Below are 15,829 nucleotides of genomic sequence, written 5' to 3' on the forward strand. Positions count from 1 at the left end.
AACGTAATCAGTGCATGCGGCCATCTTTGAAGATTGCCGGGAAGGCATGGTTGAAATCACAACTTCACACGCATCTATTGCGAAAGAATGAATTGCCAAGCACGAGAGCATTACCATTATTAATACCGGCGACGACGTTGCTTACAAAAACCCCGGTGCCATCAGGCTCAAACAATTTTGCACTCACACATCCTCTGTCGATGAACCTCAGCAACTCCCTCAGTGTCGAAAATTTGTCTCAATTACACCTTAGAGATTCATCATGAAAAAGATTATCGCGGCAATCGCCGGTTTATTATGTATTCTGACAGCCTATGCAATGGAGAAAAACGTGACACCTATCGATCGGAATAGCACTATCAAAACGGATTACATCGTCTTGGGAATGGGCTGTTTTTGGGGCGCCGAAAAGCGCATGGGAGAGATCCCGGGCGTGCTCGACGTGGAAAGCGGTTACGCAGGCGGTGATCTTCCCGGCGTCGGTTATCAGCAGATATTGAATCATGAGCGGATGTTAAGCGCAGGCCGGACAACGGCGCGCAATCATGCCGAAGTGATCAAGGTCACTTTCGACCCGGCAAAAGTCACGCTCGAAACCGTTCTGGCGAAATTCTGGGAAAACCACAACCCGACGCAGGGCGACCGCCAAGGCAACGACGTCGGCAGCAATTACCGCAGCGCCATTTATTATCACGATGCAGCCCAGCAAGACCTGGCGCTGAGTACTCAAAAAGTTTATCAGCAGGCGCTGAATACCGCCGGATATGGCCTAATTACCACTGAAATTCTACCGCTGAAAAATTACATCACCGCCGAGGAATATCATCAGAATTATCTGCAAAAAAACCCCAACGGCTACTGCGGCCTCGGCGGCGCGGGCGTGAAATATCCCGCATCCAATCCGAAAATTGCACAAACCAATGTCGCAGCCGATGCAGCAACGGCTACACGCATGAAACCGCTGGACGGCAAGGATTTGAACTTTGCCCAGCAGTTGGTCATATTCGAAGCCGAACAGTGCGAATTCTGCAAGCAATTTGACGAAGACATCCTCAGCCGCTGGCAATCGGAAGTGCCGGTCGTGGCCACGCTGAACGCCAATCCGCCTACCGGATGGGTGCTGGAAAAACCGCTGTTCGCCGCCCCCACCATCGTGCTGTTCCGGAACGGCAAGGAAGTCACCCGCTACACCGGGTATAACGGGGAACACACCAATTTCTGGAAATGGCTGGGTTTTCAATTGCTATCACCGGAACAGCAGAAGGTCGCTTTTGCGCAAGGCACCGAGCCACCGTTCACCGCGACCAATTTGGATGAAAAACGCCCCGGAAAATTTGTCGACCCGATCACCGGCGCCACGCTTTTTCTCAGCCAGGCAAAATTCAACAGCGGCACCGGCTGGCCGAGCTTTTTCGATCCTGTCGAAGGCTCGGTAACACTGCACGACGACCATTCACACGGCATGAACCGCATCGAAGTCCGCAGCGCCAGCTCCGGCATCCACCTCGGCCACGTCTTCGACGACGGCCCGCCACCAAGCTATAAGCGCTACTGCATCAATGGTAATGTGTTGAAGTTTGTTCCGGATTGATTCGATGACTCCGTTGAGTAAATGGTTCTGCGACTTCAAGAAGTGCTGGGAAGGGGAAAAACTAAATGATAAGTTGATACCTTAAATCAGGAGTTTTTAATTCTGAAGTTAATTTAAATAATATTCTGTGAAGCATGATGAATTCTTCCATTTATGAATCATCGATTCTTGGGAAATTTGGAAAAAACAATTACCCTCACTGTCCTCGGCCGAAGGACTCCCTTCGCAGTAGATAAGTCCCCCGGTATCACTCATTCTGTTTGCTACTTACCTGTATTGTAGTACTGGATACAATCACCCTGATTTTTGAAAGGTGATGAGTCAGTGCGTGTCAGAGCACGCCAACCACCGTTCTGGCAGACATCAAACGATTTGCCTATGTCCTGCACAACCAAATCGTCGAATGTTGCCAGCGTTTCCCATACTCCCCCTAAGCCGATGCCACCTGCTGGAAGTGGATTCGGATCGGTGTAATCCATGTATCGCGTGCCATTCAGAAAAACCTGAAAATGGCCTCCATTAACCACAACGTTGACATCGACGGGGGTGTCTACGGGGGAGAGAGAAGCTGTGCTCACTATGTTTTGGGGACACCCTCCCGCCGGGCAGTCTACGCGTTGAAGTGAGATGGTATCAAACTGGGCCAGTTCTCCAGGTGCTAATATAGCAGGACCAGACTTATCCAGCCAGAGAATGTACCCTTGCCCAATAAATCCAATGCCGCTTGGGTCAAAATTAAAACTCTGCGTCGGAAAGAAGAGCATGGTTTCGTGCCAACCTTCAATGGGTTGCACTTTTACGGACATTTTAAAATTAGTCCATTGCGGATTGCCATTCGGGATCACCATGGAGCCACGGGGCCAATCCCCACTATAGCCTCGTGTGTTGAGTCGCTGATTATCAATCCAGGCCTCTCCACGTATTATGGTGTATTTGTTCAAAGAACTTGCGTCATTAAAATGATCCTCGAACAAGATTTCCGCCTGTGCGTTAGGAACTGAAACCAATCCTCCGAAAATGATAAACAAACCTGCAATGATTCCCCAAAGAAAATTCCCTTTCGTTTGGATCATTTGTGCATATGATTTACTTAACATAACCTTTCTCCTATTGTTACGACTAATAACATTGACAATCGAATTTCAGTTTCATCCATTATGAGATGAGTCTGAAAGGAGTAGGTATTTCACTGAAAGCTGGTCACTCTATCCGAGCAAAAATATGCACGTGTATATTTTATACCTTCCTTATTAGGTCTTTCTGAATACCTTCCTCTTTTTTCATGATAGAGTACCTAATTTGTTAAATATATAAGCATTTTTCTTATTTTTATCTATAACCCGGTAGATTAGGATGACGAAAGGAATCCCACCATCACAACCAAATTAGCTAGGGTGTAAGAATTCCTAGCGTTGTTTACAAGCGGCAGCACTAACCGGGTTAATCGTAACTAACCCGATCTGAAATATTCCGGCACCCATCCACTGCTGCAAAAGCCTCGTGATTCCTCACTGTACCGGTCTGCGCGTTTCCCTGAACCAAGCCCGGCACTGTTCCATTTTCGCGCGCTGTTCCGCCGGTGCGTGGCGGCGGCAGGTGGCGTATTCTTCCGTATCCGCTTTGGCGCCCCAGCGGATTTCAGCGCAGTCATTGGGGTTGTAGGCCATTTCAAAAGCCGGTTTGCGCGCCAGCACGTCGGCCACCGACAGCTCCCACGAACTGCCGTCGCTACGCGTGTAACGGATGCTGCTCTCCAGGATGCGCTGCGCGTGCTGCTGTTCGATCTGCGCTTTGGCTTGCGCGGGACTTTGGTTGCCGAGAACAAACAATTCCGGATGACGTAGGATTTTTTCCGGCAAGCCGGTGAGCACATTGATAGCGATGATCAGGCGCATGTCGCGCGACGGCGTGGAATAATCTTCCCAAGGCCCTATAGTCTGAAAAATCGCCGCGCCGCCGGGCATCGGGATGACACTGCGCGGATTTTTGCGGAAATATGCTTCGCCATTGTTCACCGAAGTGACGCGCGTTTCGATTTGTTCCACCAGCGCGGCCAACGTGGCTTCGTATGCTTGCACCGGATCAAAACCCTCGGGATTGATGAGCTTGGCCAATTTGGCGTAGAAATCGTCGGGCGTGAGTTGGTCTTGTTCCAAGGAATAAGTGGTAAATTCAGGGTGACCGCTCAGTTCATTATTGCTGAGCACGCGCCATTGGCCGGGAGCAGTCTGAATTAACGGGCGGAACGCCTTGAAACCCGGCCCGGCGTTGGCGGTGTTGGCAAACAACAGGGTGCCTTCCCACACGCGCTTGCGCGTGACCGAGTTGTCCGGTTGCGCATCGACGGCCAGCAGCACGCCGGGATTATCCGCCGTCTGCGGCACCCATTCCGCCAGCACTAGAATATGCCCATAAGGATCGGCATACACGGTGCCCGGCCACAGCGTTTCCCGGCTCATCGAAACCGGATACAGGTCGGTTGATTCATCCTCAAGCCCCGTGCGTGCCGAACCCGAGTGAACGGTGTCCACTAGCCGCCGGCTGAATTTCGTGAAATTGCTCTGCGAAGTAATACCACGGGTAAATTCAGACACGATGGTGGGCACGCCGCAGCGTGGCGGCATCTTGGCTGAGCCGCGCCCGCACGCGCGGAAAGCGACCGGCAAACCGGTCTTCCAGGCAAAATACGCCCGCAATGTGTACGGCAAATCGGCGCAATCGGGCGTCAGCGGCAATTTATTGTCTTCGCTCAGGCCAAGATAATTGTGCAAGAAGTTGCGCTCGGCGTTGCGCAATACCGGTTCCAGCGATGTAAAACTGAGATTTTCTTCGGGCGGCGCGCCAAACAAGGTTTCGATCCAGGCGGAATAAAACGCTTCGGCGGCAAGATTCCATTCTTTGAGTCTTTCCTGCGGATTGGGTCCGTCCACGGTAAATTGATAGCAGGCAACCGGTTTGCCATCCCGGCTCGCTTTGACGCGATAGTGCCCTGCGCCGGGTTCTTCCCATGCAGCAACCAGACTCCAGGGCGGGCCGCCGCGGCGGCGCGGTTGCAGCGCTATCCGCTGGCCTTGATCGCCACTCAGCGCCAGTTCCGCCAGCGGGCCATCTGTCGATACGGCCATAATCTTGACCGATTCGCCATTCTTGGGATTCAACGGCGAAATCCAAATATGCGCCGCGCCGGTTTGTTCACACGCGACATCCTCAGCCAGCGCTTGCGGAATGCTCGCCCATACCAGAGTCAGAGTGCAAGCAAAAAAACCATTCATGAAAAAGACCGGTAAGCTTTTCATCCGTATTCTCCCGTAATTTACCAGCACCCTTCAAAACCGATGGTTAGCCGAGCAACAAACTATTTATTCCTTTTTAATCAGTGCGATTTCATTCACGATGTCATTTTCGTCATAGCGCACTTGAAATGCCATGTCATCGCCACTGAAGGTAATTTCTGTGGGTGTACCGACCAGCTCCCACAGTCCCAATGTAACGACATTCGCCGCGCCGTGCAGAAATGCCCTGCCCGCCTTGGCACCTGTGCTATAGCCCTGGGTAAACTTAAAGATTTCATAGCGCTTACCGTCGCGATATTCACTGATCACCGGCGCACCGAACTCGGAAATCAGCATGGCCCGGGATGTGCCTTCTTTTAACAAATCGACATCCTTCTTTTCAGGTTGTTTAGCCGCCATAAAAACAGAGCAGCCTGAAGCTGACAATAGCAATATCAGCAGCGTCGTAAGAAACATAAACCTTCTTAAATTATTCATATCTAGCCAATTTAATTCACGATAACCCAATCACTTCGGGTACAAATGAGGAAAAGATACCGGCCAATGCTGATCCGGATTTTCTTCTTTCTAGCACTGCATTTTACTGCAATCGTTTCATCGATGTGGGGCTACAACGATGACTTGCTAACTTCGTTGTCAATCCGGTTGATCCAGTGTACATCTGTTCAGCAATCCAGTACCCCGGAAATCACTTTTTATCGCAATTACTTTAACTGTCAGCTGGTTAGCAGTAGCGTACTTTCTTGCCACAACGCAGCATAATTCCTTTTTATTATATAGAAATTAGAAAATATTATTTCTATTTATATAAAAAAATTGCTATCTTTCGCTTCCATCAATTTTTACTACTGTGCTGAGCAATATAAATGACTACCGATTCCGGTTTGGAACAAAAAATTGTTGCAAACAATGATCCAATCAAGAAGATTCCCGTGGAGGTCGCGCAGGAAATTTTGCGCGCGGTTGCAAACATCGAATACGGTTCGATTGAAATCGTCATTCACGATAATAGAGTTGTACAAATCGAGTGTCGCGAAAAAATTCGCGTAAACCAAAGCGGATCGAGCCGAAAAGCGTTGAAATCTTAATCACCTGAACAGCTTAAGAATCTTACTGACAAGACAAAGCTGATCACAAAAAATGACACCGACCAGTACCTCTGGAGGTTAGAAAACAAAAAAATCAGTGACTCAACCGGATTTCCGGAGGGCTCACCCAGGAGAATATAGTGAAATTTCATTGGTACTTATCGAGAATTATGACATTGAGCGCACTGACTATCAGCTCCACTCAAGCATTTTCCGATCAAAAAACAACGCTTGATTTTCAAGCAGCGCAACAAACCATTCTGCAAGTTGTGCAGCAAATGCCGGATGAAACGGCTAAGTCATCAGCTGGTAAAGGATTGCCCGCCATCGTGCCGGAAACAAAGGCCGCCGAGGCAAAAAAATCCATCAGCTATCATCAGCGCTCCAACAGCTATGCCACCAATCCGGATTCCGATCCGCCGCGCTATGTGCGCCGCTTGAGCGATATCGGTGTTGAAGCGTTTAAAGATGTCACCTGGCTGGAAATCGGACTGGAATCGCGCATGCGCTACGAACATCGTCATAACGATATCCGGCGTATCGAAGGCGGAAACGACGATCCTTTTTTCTTGCGTCAACGCGCATGGATAGGGATCAAAGAGATCCTGGATCCATTCCGCTTTGCGGTCGAATTTCAAGATTCCCGGATTTATAACAACCGGTTTGTATCGACCGACCAGGAAAGAAACGAGTACGACCTGCTCAACGCATACGGCGAACTGTATTTCAAAAAGGCGCTCGGTGCCGATGACCGGGGTAATGATCGACCGGTTCGATTCCGTGTCGGCCGCATGGCTTATGAAACAACCGATCGGCGTTTTATCGCGCGCAATGAGTGGCGCAATACCACCAATACATTTGAAGGTTTCCGTCTGAATTTAGGTCGCGAAGCCAACGACTGGGAGCTGGACTTATTCGGTATGCAGCCGGTGCGCCGCTTGCAAACCAAGTTTGATGAAGCGAATGATAATCTCTGGTTCTTTGGCGGGATCGGCACTTTGCGCAAATGGTCTGACATCGCTACCCTCCAGACTTACTACATGGGGCAGAAGCAAACAGGTGATCCGAATGGTTTCACAGCAACCAACCGGCTGGACCGGGAAATTCATATGCCTGGGTTTCGTGTATATGGCAAGGCGAGCAATATTCTCGATTTCGATGTCAGCTATAACCATCAGCTAGGATTCAGTGGCCCTAATCGCGTGGATGCGCATGGATACACCATCGAAGTAGGAAAAACATTTGACCATGCCTGGAAACCACGGATTGCTCTGTTTTATGGTTATGCCAGCGGCGATAAAAATCCCAATGACAATGTCGACAACCGCTTTGACCGCTTCTTCGGATTTGCGCGGCCTTGGTCGGCGGATCACTATGTGATTTATGAGAACTTGAAAGCACCGAAAATACGCTTTGAATTCAGCCCGACGCAGAAACTCGGATTTGAAGTCGGTTATGGCGCCTATTGGCTGGCCAGCAGCAAGGACCGCATGTTCGATATTCTCGATGGCAACATCAGCAATACCATCAAAGATCCCGGATTCAATCGCGACCGCACCGGGCAGAGCGGTGATTTCGGTGGCCATGCCTTCGAAGGACGCATACGCTATCAAGCCACATCGCGTATCAGCACTACTCTCGGTTACACCCATTTCACTGCTGGAGAGTTTGTAAAAAACCGGATCGCAGCTACCTCTTGCGCAACCTTGCACAAGCACCCTTGCACCGATCAACGCTCAGGCAACACGGATTTCTTATATTTTGAAGTGCTTATCAGCCTTTTATAAACCCTTTTAAATCATTAGTGGAGAAAATTTTATGAACATCAAAACATGGCTAGCAGCAAGCTTCTTGACCGTCGGTTTGATTGCCGGCAGTAATGCATTGGCGGACAAAACCTTGCTCAATGTATCCTACGATCCAACTCGCGAGCTCTATCAAGAATTCAATGCGGCCTTCGCCAAATACTGGCAAGCAAAAAACAACGAAAAAGTCACGATCCGGCAATCGCATGGCGGCTCTGGCAAGCAAGCGCGTTCCGTCATCGACGGCCTCGAAGCCGATGTAGTGACACTGGCATTAGCCAACGATATCAACGCTATCTCCGAAAAAGCCAAATTGCTGCCGGAGAATTGGCAAGCGCGATTGCCATTCAACAGCACGCCGTACAACTCGACCATCATCTTTCTGGTGCGCAAGGGAAATCCCAAAGGCATAAAGGATTGGGATGATCTGGCCCGTCCTGGCGTAGCCGTGATTACCCCGAACCCGAAAACATCCGGTGGCGCGCAGTGGAATTATCTGGCGGCATGGCAATACGGCAAACGCAAATTCGACGATGAAAGCAAAGTGAAGGAATTCGTCAGCAGCATTTATAAAAATGTACCAGTACTGGATTCCGGCGCGCGTGGATCAACCACCACATTCGTGGAGCGCGGTGTCGGCGATGTATTCATTTCCTGGGAAAACGAAGCCTTTCTGGCGCTGAAGGAATATGGCGCGGATAAATTCGAAATTGTCATTCCATCGCTGAGTATTCTGGCGGAACCGCCGGTCGCGGTAGTTGATAAAGTGGTCGACAAACGCGGCACACGCCAAATTGCGGAAGCGTACCTGGAGTACCTCTATTCCGAAGCAGGCCAGGAAATTGCTGCCAAGCATTTTTACCGCCCTACCCACGCGGGAGTCGCCGAGAAGTATGCCGCCAAATTCCCCAAGATCGAATTATTCAAAATCGACGAGGCTTTCGGCGGGTGGAAAAATGCACACAAAGCCCACTTCGCCGATGGCGGCACGTTCGATCAGATTTATCTGAAGTAATGACAACATAGCGCGCTACGGCGCGCTAATAAACAAAAAGGATTCAATATGACCGTTCTTATCGTTGGTGGAGATTACGTGACATCGTTCAAGCAGCTGATTGCCACGCAACACAATGCACGCATCGAGCATTGGAGCGGCCGCGCAAAAGGCTTTAACAAGCGGCAACTTCCACATGAGACACAATTGATCATCGTTATTTGCGACCTCATTAATCACAACTTTGCCAACTCGATCAAAGATCAAGCGAATCGGAATGGTATTCCGCTCGTTTATTGCCATCGTTCTGTCAATGAGCTGAGGCGCAAATTAAAGGATATCTACCCAACCGATAAGGGCAGTTGTTGTAACAGTTTTTGTGAGCAAAGAAATCTAACACGGAAGTACCACTAACAAGTTCAATTGCAGCCCATAGAAATATCTTAAGCCTGTAACAGAACCATTGTTTTTGTCTATGCATAGCAGCATTCATTTCTATGGAGATGGTTCCATGAATACGTCAGCAAACAACACATTCACGGCACTCGATGAATTTGAACTCATCAATTCCGCCACCGACTACGCCTTAAAACGCGCTGACAACGGCTGGATCAGCGGGTATTTTTATCAATGCGAATTAACCAGCGTTTTTCAACCCATTTTTAGCATCGATCTGGGCAAAACCATCGCACATGCCGCGTATGTGCGTTCCAAGTCAAACGAAGAAATTGCACTCTGGCCATGGCAAGTCTTCGCCATGGCGTCAAAAGATGATCAGCTCATTGAGCTGGATCGCTTATGCCGCGCAATTCATGCGTTGAATTATTATTTCAATCACACATCCCAGTCGGACAATTTGTTTGTCGAAGTTCATCCGCGCTTATTGGAGAGCGTCAAAGACGATCACGGCCGCGCATTTGAGAACTTTCTCGACCTCATCGGTGTAAAAACCTCGCGCGTCGTCATCGAAATTCCGGCTATCGTCAATCGTAATTGGAAGCTGCTGCAGCATGTCATCGGCAATTACCGTTCGCGCGGCTACCGGATTGCCGCCAACTACTCCGGCACCAATAGCGATTGGATGGCGGAACTGGGCAGTTTGTATCCGGACGTGGTGCGAATCGCGGCCAGCGATCTGATGCGTCACGAAACCATTGCCGAGCTGGCGAATACCGTCCATAGCTTCGGCGCAAGCTTGCTGGTGCGGGACATCGAAACAGCGGAACAGTTAGCAGCCGCGAAACGCACCGAGGCCGATTATCTGCAAGGCAATCTGCTCGGCAAACCGTTATCCGTGATCAAAACAACCGAGCTGACGCCTGCTTCAAGACCGGTTAATTAAAACAAAAGGAGAACATCCATACGCCATCATCTCAATTCGTTTCTCAAGCCTGACAGTATTCGTTACAACATTATTGACTTAATCCAAGGAGAATTAGCATGACCGACATTCATCAAGGCCATACCGCATTAGGTGATGTAGCCGCTCGCACGCTTGCCAATGCTACAAAAACCGTCCCGATGATGGGAACCATCACGCCACGCTGGCTCACCCACTTGCTGCAATGGGTACCGGTCGAAGCGGGTATTTATCGCGTAAATAAAGTAAAGGACCCCGATCAGGTGGAAGTCGATTGCTCCGCCAAGGATGAACGCGAATTACCCGCGACATTCGTGGATTATGAAGAATGGGGGCGGGAATATGTTCTGAACGCGGTCAATACCGTGCTGGACGTGCATACCCGGGTTTCCGATCTGTATAGCAGCCCGCACAATCAAATCCGCGAACAGTTACGCCTTACGATTGAAACAGCAAAAGAACGCCAGGAAAGCGAGCTGATCAATAACAAGGAATACGGCTTGCTCAATAACGCCGCCAAATCGATGCGGGTAAAAACACGCACAGGCGCACCCACCCCCGATGACTTGGATGAGTTGATTGCGCGTGTCTGGAAAGAACCCGGCTTTTTTCTCGCGCACCCGCAAGCGATTGCAGCGTTCGGCCGTGAATGTACCCGCCGTGGCGTTCCACCTCCGACGGTTTCATTGTTTGGCTCACAATTCCTGACTTGGCGCGGCATTCCATTGATCCCGAGCAACAAGGTCAATATCACCGGCGGCAAAACCAGTATTCTGCTGCTGCGTACCGGCGAAAGCCGCCAAGGCGTGGTCGGACTCTATCAACCGGATTTACCGGGCCAGCAAGGCATGGGATTATCGGTGCGTTTCATGGGCATCAATCACAAAGCGATTGCCTCTTATCTGGTTTCCCTCTATTGCTCGCTGGCGGTATTGACCGAGGATGCGCTCGGCGTGCTCGAAAATGTCGAAGTGGGTAAATATCATGAGTACAAGTAATCTCGACCATCCCTCGGGCGAAAGTCTGGACGCGGCATCCAGCTATCTGCCGGATGTCGAGTTACTGACCCGCATGGCCAACGAAATGTTTTCCGCTTTGCCCAATGCAACGCCTGCCGCAGGCGTGCCCTCCTCCACGGCAGCGGCATCCACGGCCACATCGGCGCCTGCGCTGGAAGTTCCGTCATTCCCTTCGGACTATCCGCGCGTGGGAAGTTCTGTATACGCTTCAGCCATTCCATTACCATTCGAGGATGAACTCAACACTTTGCTTTCATCGGCAAAAGAGAGTTATTCCGCTGTGCCCGGCATAGCACAAACCGCTGGCGTCCCTTCTGCGGCTGTGCCGCTGCCGACGCAGGAGAATTCCGCATTGACTACGGATCATTTCAATCTGACCACTTCCCCTATTCCATCGGTCATCCCGCTACCGTTTGAGGAAGAATTACGCACACTCCTCACACCGGCGCAGAAAGCTACGCTCGCACATACCGCCATCCCGGCCAATCCCAACCAGGCATCGTCATTCTACTTTCTCGACAGCATTGCATCACCAGCGGCGGGCACGCCGCTACCGGCCTATGCGGCTGCGCATCCGCCATTCGACGTTAATGCCATCCGGCGGGATTTCCCGATATTGAAAGAACTGGTGCACGGCCGTCCGCTGATTTGGCTGGACAATGCCGCGACGACACAGAAGCCGCAATCAGTCATCGATCGCCTCAGCTATTTTTATCAGCACGAGAACTCCAACATCCACCGCGCCGCGCATGAATTGGCGGCACGCGCGACCGATGCCTACGAAGATGCGCGCAAAAAAGTCCGTCATTTCCTGAATGCACCATCCGTCGATGAAATCGTCTTTGTCCGCGGCACGACCGAGGGTATCAATCTCGTTGCGCAAAGCTGGGGACGCCAACATATCAATGAAGGCGACGAAATCGTCATTTCCTGGCTGGAGCATCACGCCAATATCGTACCGTGGCAGCAGCTGTGCACCGAGAAAGGCGCAAAGTTGCGCGTTGCGCCCGTGGATGATCACGGCCAGATATTGCTGGATGAGTATCAAAAATTGCTGAACTCACGCACCAAGCTGGTGGCATTTTCGCAAGTATCGAATGCACTCGGTACGATCACACCGGCGCAGCAAATGATCGCGATGGCGCATCGTGTTGGCGCGCGCGTGCTGTTGGACGGCGCGCAATCGGTTTCGCACATGCGCGTCGATGTGCAGCAGCTCGATTGCGACTGGTTTGTTTTTTCCGGTCATAAAGTTTTTGCTCCAACCGGGATCGGTGCACTGTTCGGCAAATTAGAGTTGCTCAATGCCATGCCGCCTTGGCAGGGCGGAGGCAATATGATTCAAGATGTCACCTTTGAAAAAACCATTTATCATGCGGCACCCGTCCGTTTTGAAGCCGGTACCGGCAATATCGCTGATGCCGTCGGACTAGGCGCTGCGATTGATTACGTTCAACGCATCGGTCTTGAAAACATCAGCCGCTATGAACATCAATTGCTGGTCTATGCAACACGCGGCCTGAGCTCAATTCCCGGTTTACGGCTGATCGGCACCGCGCCGGAAAAAGCGGGTGTGCTGTCTTTTGTGCTGAAGGGATTCAGCTCCGAAGAAGTCGGTGCAGCGTTGAATCGTGAAGGTATCGCCGTGCGTTCCGGTCATCACTGTGCACAGCCGATTTTGCGCCGCTTTGGTCTGGAAACGACGGTTCGTCCGTCTTTGGCGCTGTACAATACCTGTGCGGATATCGATTTTCTGGTCGCCGCACTGCGCCGTATTCAAAGCGGGCGTACGAGCTTTTGATGATGGGTTAATCTAAATCAACACAAGGAATTCTTAATTGAGCAGTTTCAAGCAATACAGTATTTTGCCAGGGTTCAATCTGGCATTGGGATTCACACTGTTGTATCTCAGTCTGATCGTTTTGATTCCGTTGTCGGCCGCGTTCATTCGTACCGCTGAATTGACCTGGCCGGAATTCTGGTCGATTGCCACCACCCCGCGCGTGCTGGCTTCTTACCGGTTGACATTCGGCGCGTCGTTCGCGGCCGCCACTGTCAATGCCTTTTTCGGTTTGTTAGTCGCGTGGGTGCTGGTGCGCTATCATTTTCCCGGCAAGAAAATAGTCGATGCTTTGGTAGATCTCCCCTTCGCCCTGCCGACCGCGGTAGCCGGGATTGCGCTAACCGCGTTGTACGCCGGCAATGGCTGGATCGGACAGTTTCTTGAGCCGCTCGGCATCAAAGTAGCTTTCACGCCGCTGGGGATTTTTGTAGCGCTGACTTTTATCGGTTTGCCGTTTGTGGTGCGTACCGTGCAGCCGGTGCTCGAAGATATTGAAGCCGAGCTGGAGGAAGCAGCCGCGACACTCGGCGCCAACCGCTGGCAAACCTTTACGCGCGTGATTTTCCCGGCACTCTATCCCGCGCTAATGACCGGTTTTGCGCTGGCTTTCGCACGCGCAATCGGCGAGTACGGCTCGGTGATTTTTATCGCCGGTAATATGCCGATGATTTCCGAAATTACACCGCTGTTGATTATCACCAAGCTGGAACAGTATGACTATGCCGGGGCTACGGCCTTGTCGGTCGTGATGCTGGTGATTTCTTTCGCTCTATTATTGATTATTAATTTGTTGCAATGGTGGAGCCGGCGCCGCAGCATGCAAGCTTGAGAACTATAATGACCACTACGATTACATTCCCCTTAGCCGGTAAAACCTTCCGGCAGCGCGCCACACAAGAGCCTGCCTGGGTGCGCCGATCCTTGATCGGCTTGGCGTTGGTATTTTTAACCCTCTTTCTGTTTGTGCCGCTGATTTCGGTCTTCTATGAGGCATTCAAGAAGGGCGTGGAAGTTTATGTCGCGGCTATCACCGATCCCGATGCAGTTTCCGCCATTAAACTGACGCTGCTGGTAGCCGCCATTGCGGTGCCTTTGAACCTGATATTCGGCATCGCCGCGGCCTGGGCCATCGCCAAGTTTGAATTTCGCGGCAAGAATCTGCTGATCACATTGATCGATCTGCCTTTCTCAGTCTCGCCGGTAGTTTCCGGATTGATTTACGTGCTCGTGTTTGGCTTGCAGGGCTGGCTGGGACCATGGCTGGCGGAGCACGATATCAAAATTATCTTTGCCGTTCCCGGTATCGTGTTAGCGACTGTGTTTGTAACAGTACCCTTCATCGCACGTGAATTGATTCCACTGATGCAAGCACAGGGCACCGAGGAAGAAGAAGCCGCCGTTGTGCTGGGCGCAAGCGGCTGGCAGACTTTCTATCATGTGACGCTGCCGAATATCAAATGGGGTTTGCTGTACGGCTCTATTCTTTGTAATGCCAGGGCGATGGGCGAATTTGGCGCGGTATCGGTGGTATCCGGTCATATCCGCGGCAGCACCAATACCATGCCCTTGCATGTCGAGATTCTCTACAACGAATATAACTTTGCGGCTGCGTTTGCCGTGGCTTCGCTGCTGGCCTTACTGGCATTGGTGACGTTAGCGCTGAAAACACTGATTGAATTCCGGAATAAACAACATCAAAAACAACGAGGTCTCGAATGAGCATTGAAGTGATTAGTCTCTCTAAACAATTCGGCACGTTTACCGCGCTGCATGATGTCAGTTTACAAGTGCACTCCGGTGAATTGCTGGCGTTACTGGGACCTTCGGGTTCCGGTAAAACCACTCTGCTGCGCGTGATCGCCGGACTGGAAACTGCCGATAGCGGGCAAGTATTATTTCATGGTGAAGATGCAACCGATCAGCATGTGCGTGACCGCCAGGTCGGGTTTGTTTTTCAGCATTATGCCTTGTTCCGCAACATGACGATTTTCGAGAATGTCGCTTTCGGTTTAAATGTACGTCCGAAGAAATTCCGCCCGTCTAAAGAGGAAATCCATGACCGCGTGATGAAATTATTGCATCTGGTGCAGCTGGATTGGCTGGCAGACCGCTATCCGCACCAGCTTTCCGGCGGCCAGCGCCAGCGTATTGCCTTGGCGCGGGCACTGGCAGTGGAACCGAAAGTGTTATTGCTCGATGAACCTTTCGGCGCATTGGATGCCAAGGTGCGCAAGGAATTGCGCTCCTGGCTCCGCAGACTGCACGATGACATGCACATTACCAGTGTATTTGTCACGCATGATCAGGAAGAAGCGCTGGAAGTCGCTGACCGGGTAGTCGTCATGAACGAAGGCCGGATTGAGCAAATCGGCACACCGGATGAAGTGTACGAGCAGCCTGCCAGTCCGTTCGTGTACGAATTCCTTGGCAACGTCAATTTATTCCATAGCCGCTTGCATCGCGGCCGTGCTTGGATCGGTGATCTGGAAGTCGATGCGCCGGAACACGCCGAAGCGGAAGAACTGGCCGCCATTGCTTATGTCCGCCCGCATGAAATCGAAGTCGAGCGCACCCAAAATGGCGAAGCGGCGCTGGCGGCGCAGATTGTTCATATTCTATCGGTAGGTCCGATTGTCAGGCTGGAGCTGGTGCGCGAAAACGACAAAGAGAGACACCTGGTGCACGCTGAAATCAGCAAGGAGCGTTTTCGCGAATTGCAGCTCACCAAGGGGGAGAAAGTCTTTATCAAGCCCAGACGGCTTGATTTGTTCCCAAACTATCCGCACAGCCAATTGAAACATTGAGACGTAGCAATGAAAAGCAGATTGAACGAAAT

The 15,829-nt window shown here is 51.1% G+C and carries 14 protein-coding genes; 11 read left to right on the forward strand and 3 right to left on the reverse strand.

Going from position 1 to position 15,829, the window contains the following annotated elements; translation table 11 throughout:
- The first annotated feature begins 262 nt into the window (after positions 1-262).
- Complete coding sequence (gene msrA / locus BLU57_RS11850) at positions 263-1,591, forward strand: peptide-methionine (S)-S-oxide reductase MsrA (protein WP_090321098.1); 1,329 nt, start codon at positions 263-265, stop codon at positions 1,589-1,591.
- Positions 1,592-1,854: 263 nt separating this feature from the next.
- Here msrA and BLU57_RS11855 read toward each other — a convergent pair whose 3' ends face one another.
- The 3 genes from BLU57_RS11855 to BLU57_RS11865 form a co-directional block, all read right to left on the reverse strand.
- Positions 1,855-2,688 (reverse strand): hypothetical protein, encoded by an 834-nt coding sequence (locus BLU57_RS11855; protein WP_090321101.1) that lies wholly within the window; start codon positions 2,686-2,688, stop codon positions 1,855-1,857.
- Between the two features lie 411 nt (positions 2,689-3,099).
- Positions 3,100-4,887 (reverse strand): hypothetical protein, encoded by a 1,788-nt coding sequence (locus BLU57_RS11860; RefSeq protein ID WP_256206275.1) that lies wholly within the window; start codon positions 4,885-4,887, stop codon positions 3,100-3,102.
- A 63-nt stretch (positions 4,888-4,950) separates the two neighbouring features.
- Entirely contained in the window at positions 4,951-5,340 is a 390-nt protein-coding gene (locus BLU57_RS11865; protein WP_256206276.1) for a beta/alpha barrel domain-containing protein, read from the reverse strand.
- 410 nt (positions 5,341-5,750) lie between these two features.
- Between BLU57_RS11865 and BLU57_RS11870 the strand changes: the two genes are divergently transcribed.
- The 10 genes from BLU57_RS11870 (at position 5,751) to BLU57_RS11915 (ending at position 15,797) form a co-directional block, all read left to right on the forward strand.
- Positions 5,751-5,972 carry a YezD family protein gene (locus BLU57_RS11870; protein WP_090321106.1) on the forward strand — a complete coding sequence of 74 codons (222 nt, stop codon included), beginning with the start codon at positions 5,751-5,753 and terminating at the stop codon, positions 5,970-5,972.
- 170 nt (positions 5,973-6,142) lie between these two features.
- Positions 6,143-7,759 (forward strand): alginate export family protein, encoded by a 1,617-nt coding sequence (locus BLU57_RS11875; RefSeq protein WP_371113168.1) that lies wholly within the window; start codon positions 6,143-6,145, stop codon positions 7,757-7,759.
- Positions 7,760-7,790: 31 nt separating this feature from the next.
- Entirely contained in the window at positions 7,791-8,792 is a 1,002-nt protein-coding gene (locus BLU57_RS11880) for a sulfate ABC transporter substrate-binding protein (protein WP_090321111.1), read from the forward strand.
- Positions 8,793-8,840: 48 nt separating this feature from the next.
- The gene (locus tag BLU57_RS11885) at positions 8,841-9,185 is read left to right on the forward strand and encodes a DUF2325 domain-containing protein (RefSeq protein ID WP_090321114.1); all 345 of its coding nucleotides are present in this window, start codon (positions 8,841-8,843) and stop codon (positions 9,183-9,185) included.
- A gap of 97 nt (positions 9,186-9,282) precedes the next feature.
- A complete protein-coding gene (locus BLU57_RS11890) occupies positions 9,283-10,113 on the forward strand; it encodes an EAL domain-containing protein (RefSeq protein ID WP_090321118.1) in 831 nt (276 codons plus the stop codon).
- Between the two features lie 98 nt (positions 10,114-10,211).
- Positions 10,212-11,129, forward strand: a complete 918-nt coding sequence (locus BLU57_RS11895) for a family 2A encapsulin nanocompartment shell protein (protein ID WP_090321121.1) — start codon at positions 10,212-10,214, stop codon at positions 11,127-11,129.
- Entirely contained in the window at positions 11,116-12,951 is a 1,836-nt protein-coding gene (locus BLU57_RS11900; protein WP_090321124.1) for a family 2A encapsulin nanocompartment cargo protein cysteine desulfurase, read from the forward strand. The genes BLU57_RS11895 and BLU57_RS11900 overlap by 14 nt, the downstream gene beginning before the upstream one ends.
- 37 nt (positions 12,952-12,988) lie before the next feature.
- Positions 12,989-13,822 carry a sulfate ABC transporter permease subunit CysT gene (gene cysT / locus BLU57_RS11905; RefSeq protein ID WP_090321127.1) on the forward strand — a complete coding sequence of 278 codons (834 nt, stop codon included), beginning with the start codon at positions 12,989-12,991 and terminating at the stop codon, positions 13,820-13,822.
- A gap of 8 nt (positions 13,823-13,830) precedes the next feature.
- Positions 13,831-14,712, forward strand: coding sequence for a sulfate ABC transporter permease subunit CysW (cysW, locus tag BLU57_RS11910; RefSeq protein ID WP_090321130.1), 882 nt, complete (start codon positions 13,831-13,833; stop codon positions 14,710-14,712).
- Positions 14,709-15,797, forward strand: a complete 1,089-nt coding sequence (locus BLU57_RS11915; RefSeq protein WP_090321133.1) for a sulfate/molybdate ABC transporter ATP-binding protein — start codon at positions 14,709-14,711, stop codon at positions 15,795-15,797. The genes cysW and BLU57_RS11915 overlap by 4 nt, the downstream gene beginning before the upstream one ends.
- Positions 15,798-15,829: the final 32 nt, after the last annotated feature.

The organism is Nitrosomonas oligotropha (assembly GCF_900106555.1).
GTDB classification, from domain to species: Bacteria; Pseudomonadota; Gammaproteobacteria; order Burkholderiales; family Nitrosomonadaceae; genus Nitrosomonas; species Nitrosomonas oligotropha_A.